Source organism: Mesorhizobium sp. M7A.F.Ca.US.014.04.1.1, from assembly GCF_003998745.1.
Lineage (GTDB): Bacteria > Pseudomonadota > Alphaproteobacteria > Rhizobiales > Rhizobiaceae > Mesorhizobium > Mesorhizobium ciceri.
The window spans coordinates 1-6,038 of sequence record NZ_RZRW01000362.1 but is presented as its reverse complement, the minus strand read 5'-3'; the positions used below and the strand labels follow the sequence as shown (position 1 = coordinate 6,038).

General features: G+C 61.7%; 6 protein-coding genes and 1 pseudogene. All 7 read left to right on the top strand.

Annotated elements, in window-relative coordinates:
- Positions 1-798 (top strand): P-type conjugative transfer ATPase TrbB (gene trbB / locus EOA22_RS21995; RefSeq protein ID WP_127390215.1); only part of this gene is annotated, 798 nt, incomplete at its 5' end.
- Between the two features lie 12 nt (positions 799-810).
- Positions 811-1,119, top strand: a complete 309-nt coding sequence (locus EOA22_RS21990; RefSeq protein WP_024502851.1) for a TrbC/VirB2 family protein — start codon at positions 811-813, stop codon at positions 1,117-1,119.
- Positions 1,119-1,391: a VirB3 family type IV secretion system protein gene (locus tag EOA22_RS21985; protein WP_024502852.1), complete on the top strand. Its 273-nt coding sequence runs from the start codon at positions 1,119-1,121 to the stop codon at positions 1,389-1,391. The genes EOA22_RS21990 and EOA22_RS21985 overlap by 1 nt, the downstream gene beginning before the upstream one ends.
- On the top strand, positions 1,385-3,835 hold the full coding sequence (trbE, locus tag EOA22_RS21980; protein WP_063169232.1) for a conjugal transfer protein TrbE: 2,451 nt from the start codon (positions 1,385-1,387) through the stop codon (positions 3,833-3,835). The genes EOA22_RS21985 and trbE overlap by 7 nt, the downstream gene beginning before the upstream one ends.
- Entirely contained in the window at positions 3,832-4,557 is a 726-nt protein-coding gene (gene trbJ / locus EOA22_RS21975; protein ID WP_024502854.1) for a P-type conjugative transfer protein TrbJ, read from the top strand. Before trbE ends, trbJ begins: the two co-directional genes overlap by 4 nt.
- 33 nt (positions 4,558-4,590) lie before the next feature.
- Positions 4,591-5,913, top strand: coding sequence for a P-type conjugative transfer protein TrbL (gene trbL / locus EOA22_RS21970; RefSeq protein ID WP_063169231.1), 1,323 nt, complete (start codon positions 4,591-4,593; stop codon positions 5,911-5,913).
- A pseudogene (locus EOA22_RS38990) lies at positions 5,914-6,038 on the top strand (conjugal transfer protein TrbF); the annotation flags it as partial.

Sequence of the window (6,038 nt, the reverse complement as noted above, 5' to 3'; positions counted from 1 at the left end):
CACATGCACCCGTCCAAGGCAGAACGTATCATCCGCCTGGTTGCTTCGCACGTGCGCGCCGAGGCGCACGCCGACAACCCGATCGTCAGTGCCGAATTGCCGTCTGGCGAACGCTTCGAAGGCCTGCTGCCACCTGTGGTGTTGGCGCCATGTTTTGCCATCCGCAAGCCCGCCGCGAAAGTCTACACCCTGGCCGACTATGTTGCCGAACGCATCATGCTGCCGCTGCAGGCCGATGCGCTGAAAAAGGCCGTCCGCGAGCGGCGCAACATGCTGATCGCCGGCGGCACTTCCTCGGGGAAGACAACACTCGCCAACGCTCTGCTGGCTGAAGTCGCCGAATGCGACGATCGGGTGATCCTGATCGAGGACACACGCGAACTGCAGTGCGCGGCCAGGGACTGCGTTGCCCTGAGAACAAGGCGGGGCTCGGTCACCCTTGCCGATCTCGTGCGCTCGACGCTGAGGCTCAGGCCGGACCGCATCATCGTGGGCGAGGTGAGGGGCGCGGAAGCGCTCGACATGCTGAAGGCATGGAACACCGGGCACCCAGGCGGCATCGCTACCGTACACGCCAATTCCGCGCGCTCGGCTCTCTATCGCATTGAGCAACTCGCCCAGGAAGCGGTGGTCACCGTTCCCCGCCGGCTCATCGCTGAGGCGATAGATCTGATCGTCTTCATAGCGGGACGCGGCTCGTCGCGCCACATCGACGCAATCGCCGAGGTCACCGGTCTCGACGGCAGCGGCGATTACGCCGTTGCCCCGCTCACGCTTTCGCAACTCCAGCAGCTTTGAAAGGCCTTCCTCATGCGCAAGAAGCTTCGCTTTCTTTCGTCCACAGCGCTCGCGTTTCTTATCACGGCCCCGGTTTATGCCGCCGGCTCCGGCATGCCGTGGGAGCAGCCGCTGCAGCAGATCCTGGAGTCCGTGCAGGGACCGGTCGCCAAGATCGTTGCGGTGATCATCATTATCACCACCGGCCTGACGCTTGCCTTCGGCGACACCGCCGGTGGTTTTCGGCGCCTGATTCAGATCGTCTTCGGTCTGTCGATCGCCTTCGCGGCATCGAGCTTCTTCCTCTCCTTCTTCTCCTTCGGTGGTGGGGCGCTCGTCTGATGGCCGCCGGGGAGCAGCATATCGAGGGCTTCGCAGTACCGGTCCACCGGGCGCTGACCGAGCCGATCCTGCTCGGCGGGGCTCCGCGCGCGGTGGCGATCCTCAACGGTACAGTGGCCGCGGCCATTGGCTTCGGCTTGCAGCAATGGATTGCTGGTCTGGTGCTTTGGATCGCAGGCCACTCGTTAGCGGTGTTTGCCGCAAGACGCGATCCGGACTTCGCCAGCGTGCTTGTGCGCCACCTACGTCTGAAGGGGTGGCTTGCATGCTGAACCTTTCGGAATATCGAAGCAAAGCCGACCGGCTTGCCGACCATCTACCCTGGGCTGCCTTGGTGGCGCCCGGCATCGTGCTCAACAAGGACGGCAGCTTTCAGCGGACGTTGCGGTTCCGCGGCCCGGATCTCGAAAGTGCGACGGAGGCTGAACTCGTCGGCATTTGCGCCCGGGCGAACAATGCTCTCAGACGCCTTGGCTCTGGCTGGGCATTGTTCTTTGAGGCCGAGCGCACAGAAGCGCTGGGCTATCCGAACTCGCATTTTCCTGACGCCGCGTCGTGGCTGGTCGACGAAGAACGCCGCGCTGCTTTCGAGGGGAAGGTAGCGCACTACGAGAGCCGCTATCATCTGACCTTGGTGTTTATGCCACCGCCGGACGCCCAGGCGCGCGCAGAAAGCACGCTCGTCGACTCTCATTATTCCCGAGGAGAAAGAGACTGGCGCCAGGATCTGGCGAGGTTCCGTGACGAGACCAACCGCGTGCTCGATCTCTTCTCGGGTTTCATGTCCGAAGTACGCGTCCTCGATGATGCTCAGACGTTGACCTACCTCCACGGCACGATTTCGCCTCGTCGCCATCCTATCATGGCCCCGGAAACGCCGATATATCTGGATGCAATCCTGGTCGATGCGCCGCTTACCGGTGGCCTGGAGCCGATGCTGGGTGAGCAGCATCTTCGCACACTGACCATCCTCGGCTTTCCGAACCTCACCCGGCCCGGAATCCTCGATACCCTCAATCATCAGGATTTCGCCTATCGCTGGATGACGCGCTTCATTCCGCTCGAGAAAACGGAAGCCACGAAGACGCTGACGCGATTGCGCCGGCAGTGGTTTGCCAAGCGCAAATCGATCGTGGCAATCCTACGCGAGGTCATTACCAACGAGCCGGTCCCGCTTGTCGATAGCGATGCCGACAACAAGGCGCTCGATGCCGACGAAGCCCTTCAGGCATTGGGCGGTGATCATGTGAGTTTCGGCTATCTCACCACCACCGTGACGGTGTGGGGCGAGGATCGCCAAGCCGCTGCAGAGAAGCTTCGCGCGGTCGAGCGCATCATCAATGGGCTCGGCTTCACCACGATCCGAGAAGGCGTCAATGCGGTCGAGGCTTGGCTCGGCTCATTGCCTGGCCATGTCTACGCTAACGTTCGCCAACCGCTCGTTCATACATTGAACCTTGCCCATCTCATGCCGCTGTCGTCGGTTTGGGCCGGTCCTGCGACAAACGAGCATCTCGCGAAAGTCACCCAAACCGAAGCGCCACCGCTTTTCGTTGCCGAGACCAGTGGGTCGACACCGTTTCGGCTTTCCACCCACGTCGAAGATGTCGGCCACATGCTGGTTGTTGGTCCGACCGGCGCCGGCAAGTCGGTTCTGCTTGCTCTGATTGCTCTGCAGTTCAGGCGCTACGCCGGCGCCCAGGTTTATGTCTTCGACAAAGGCAATTCGGCCCGTGCTGCAACACTTGCCATGGGTGGAGAACACCACGCGCTAGGAGCGGACGGTTCCCTTGCCTTTCAGCCACTGCGCAGCATCAACGACCAGGCTAGCCGAAGCTGGGCGGCCGAATGGATCGCCAGCCTTGTTGCCCACGAGAACGTCACCGTCACGCCGGAGGTGAAGGAGGCTATTTGGTCAGCGCTGGCCAGCCTTGCCACCGCGCCGGCGCAGGAACGCACACTGACCGGTCTTTCGGTCCTGCTTCAATCCAATGCGCTGAAGACCGCATTGATGCCCTACACGCTCGACGGTCCCTTCGGCCGCCTGCTCGATGCCGATCATGATGGGCTGGCCTTGTCGGATGTGCAGTGTTTCGAGACCGAGGAGTTAATGCACAGCCAAAGCGCTTTGCTGCCGGTGCTTACCTATCTGTTCCAGCGACTTGAGGAACGGTTCGACGGACGGCCCACGCTGATCATGCTCGACGAGGCGTGGGTCTATCTCGACAATCCGCTGTTCGCCGCCCGCATCCGCGAATGGCTGAAGGTGCTGCGAAAGAAGAACGTGTCGGTTGTCTTCGCTACGCAGTCGCTGGCTGATATCGCGGGCTCTGGCATAGCGCCGGCAATCATCGAAAGCTGCCCGCAGCGCATTTTCCTTCCCAATGATCGTGCCGTGGAACCCCAGGCGCGCACAGCCTACGAGCGCTTCGGTTTAAGCGAGCGGCAGATCGAATTGATCGCCCGCGCCACGCCGAAGCGTCAGTATTATCTGCAATCGCGCCGCGGCAACCGTCTGTTCGAGCTCGAGCTTGGCCCCATCGCTCTTGCGCTTTGCGGTGCTTCCGATCCGGCCACGCAGACTCTGATCGACAGGATCATGTCCGAAGACGGGCAAGGCAGCTTTGCCTCGCAGTTCCTGATCGCGCGCGGCCTCGATTGGGCCGGCGAACTTCTCAAGCAATTCCCTCAACCAGACAAGGAGCAATTCTCATGATGCGGCGACGCCTTCTCTCCGGCCTGATCACCGTTTCCCTGATCGCCAAGCCTATGGCCGACTATGTGCAGCCCGCCTACGCCCTTATCGTGTTCGATCCGTCCAATTATGCGCAGAACGTGCTGACGGCCGCGCGCGCATTGGAGCAGATCAACAACCAGATCCAGTCGCTGCAGAATCAGGCGACCATGCTGCAGAACATGGCGCGCAATCTTCAGCGTCTGGATTTCTCTTCCGTTGGCCAACTCACCGGTTCGCTCCATCGCATCGACGGCTTGATGGACCAGGCGAGTGGCCTCAGCTTTGATCTGGGCAAGCTTCAAGACCAGTGGCGCAGCCAATATCCGGAAAGCTACGACGCCACGATCAAAGTCAGCGATGTGGCGAGTGCTGCGCGGGAGCGTTGGCAAACCGCCATGCAGGCGTTCCGCCAGACCATGGGTGTCCAGTCGCAAATCGTCGAGAACGTCCGCGCCGACGGCGATCTGCTCGCCGATCTCGTCAACCGCAGCCAAGGGGCGGCCGGTGCGCTTCAGGCAAGCCAGGCCACCAACCAGCTGATGGCGCTTTCGACAAAACAGCAGATGCAGATCCAGACGCTGCTCGCAACGCAGTTTCGAGCTGAGGCCGAGGATGCCGCCCGCAAGGCCCAGTCAGACGAAGCCGCCCGCGAGATGACGAAGCGATTCTTGGGTACCGGCTCGGCTTATCCCGGCAATTAATCACGAGTTCATCACGACGAGAAAGGCAGCGGCATGAACGACCTTGGCGTCATCGATCGCTTCATGGAGACCTTCATCCGCTACATCGACAGCGGGTTCGGTCTGCTATCGGGCGACCTCGCCTTCCTCACTACCATTCTGATCGGCATTGACATCACACTTGCCGGCCTGGCGTGGGCGCTCGGCGACGAAACCAGCGTTCTCGGCCGGCTTGTCCGCAAGGTGCTCTATGTTGGCGTCTTCGCCTTCATTCTGAACAATTTCAAGAACCTCGCCGATATCGTTTATCGTTCTTTTGCCGGTCTCGGGATTAAGGCGTCGGCCGGCAATCTGTCGGCAGACAATCTCTTGCGCCCGGGCCGCATTGCCGCGACCGGTTTCGAAGGTGCTTGGCCAATGCTTGACCAAGCCAGTCAGCTCCTGGGCTTCCCGGAAATCTTCGGCAACGCACTGACCATCTTCGTGCTGCTGATGGCCTGGTTCCTGGTCATCATCGCCTTCTTCATCCTTTCCATCCAGCTTTTCATCACCATCCTTGAGTTCAAGCTCACCACGCTGGCAGGTTTTGTTTTGGTTCCATTCGCACTTTGGAACCGTTCAGCGTTCCTGGCCGAACGCGTGCTCGGCCATGTTATCTCGTCAGGCATCAAGGTGATGGTGCTCGCCGTCATTGTCGGTATCGGCTCCACGCTCTTCGGGGAGTTCGCTTCCGCATTGCAAGGCAAGGAGCCGGATCTTGCCGGTGCCATGTCCCAGGTACTGGGCGCACTGGCATTGCTTGGCCTTGGCATTTTTGGGCCGGGGATCGCGTCGGGTCTTGTCTCAGGCGCACCGCAGCTTGGGGCGGGCGCCGCCCTCGGCACGACCGCGGCGGCAGCGGGTGTATCACTCGTTGCTGGAGGCACAGCATTTGCTGGCGCGCGTATGGCAACCAGCGGCGGTGTCGCCGCCATCCGAGCCGGCACAACAATGGGATCGGCTGCTTCCACGTCATGGCAGATCGGGCGCGCAACCTCGCCCGACGCTGGCCTCTCCGGTGTGGCTGCTGGAATGCATGGTGTAACCAGTGCAGCTGGCGGCGCCGCTATACGCATAGCGCGATCCGCCACTGCAAGTGTTGGGCGCAACGCCGATGCCGGGCGCGATGCCGCGTGGACCGCGACCGGCGGCACGCCGACAGCGCCAATGACCGAACGCTCTGCCGGTTCGGCCACTGTTTCGGCGCCGACGTGGGCAAGGCGCCTACGTTCTGAACAGACCGCCCGTGCAAATCGCCACGCTGCCATGCAAGCTGTCCGAGACGGAGACCGGCCGGGAGGCAGCGCCACCCCCTCTCTCAACGACAAGGATGACTAGATGCTCTTCAAGCGACCCGTGCACCGTTACGGCAAAACCCCCGAACCGGTCACGCCGTATCAAAAAGCCGCCCAGCTGTGGGACGAGCGCATCGGCTCATCTCGACTGCAGGCCAGGAACTGGCG

Coding starts and splice junctions, on each gene's coding strand:
- trbL (WP_063169231.1), top strand. CDS start 4,591: ATGAACGACCTTGGCGTCATCGATCGCTTCATGGAGACCTTCATCCGC.
- trbJ (WP_024502854.1), top strand. CDS start 3,832: ATGATGCGGCGACGCCTTCTCTCCGGCCTGATCACCGTTTCCCTGATC.
- trbE (WP_063169232.1), top strand. CDS start 1,385: ATGCTGAACCTTTCGGAATATCGAAGCAAAGCCGACCGGCTTGCCGAC.
- EOA22_RS21985 (WP_024502852.1), top strand. CDS start 1,119: ATGGCCGCCGGGGAGCAGCATATCGAGGGCTTCGCAGTACCGGTCCAC.
- EOA22_RS21990 (WP_024502851.1), top strand. CDS start 811: ATGCGCAAGAAGCTTCGCTTTCTTTCGTCCACAGCGCTCGCGTTTCTT.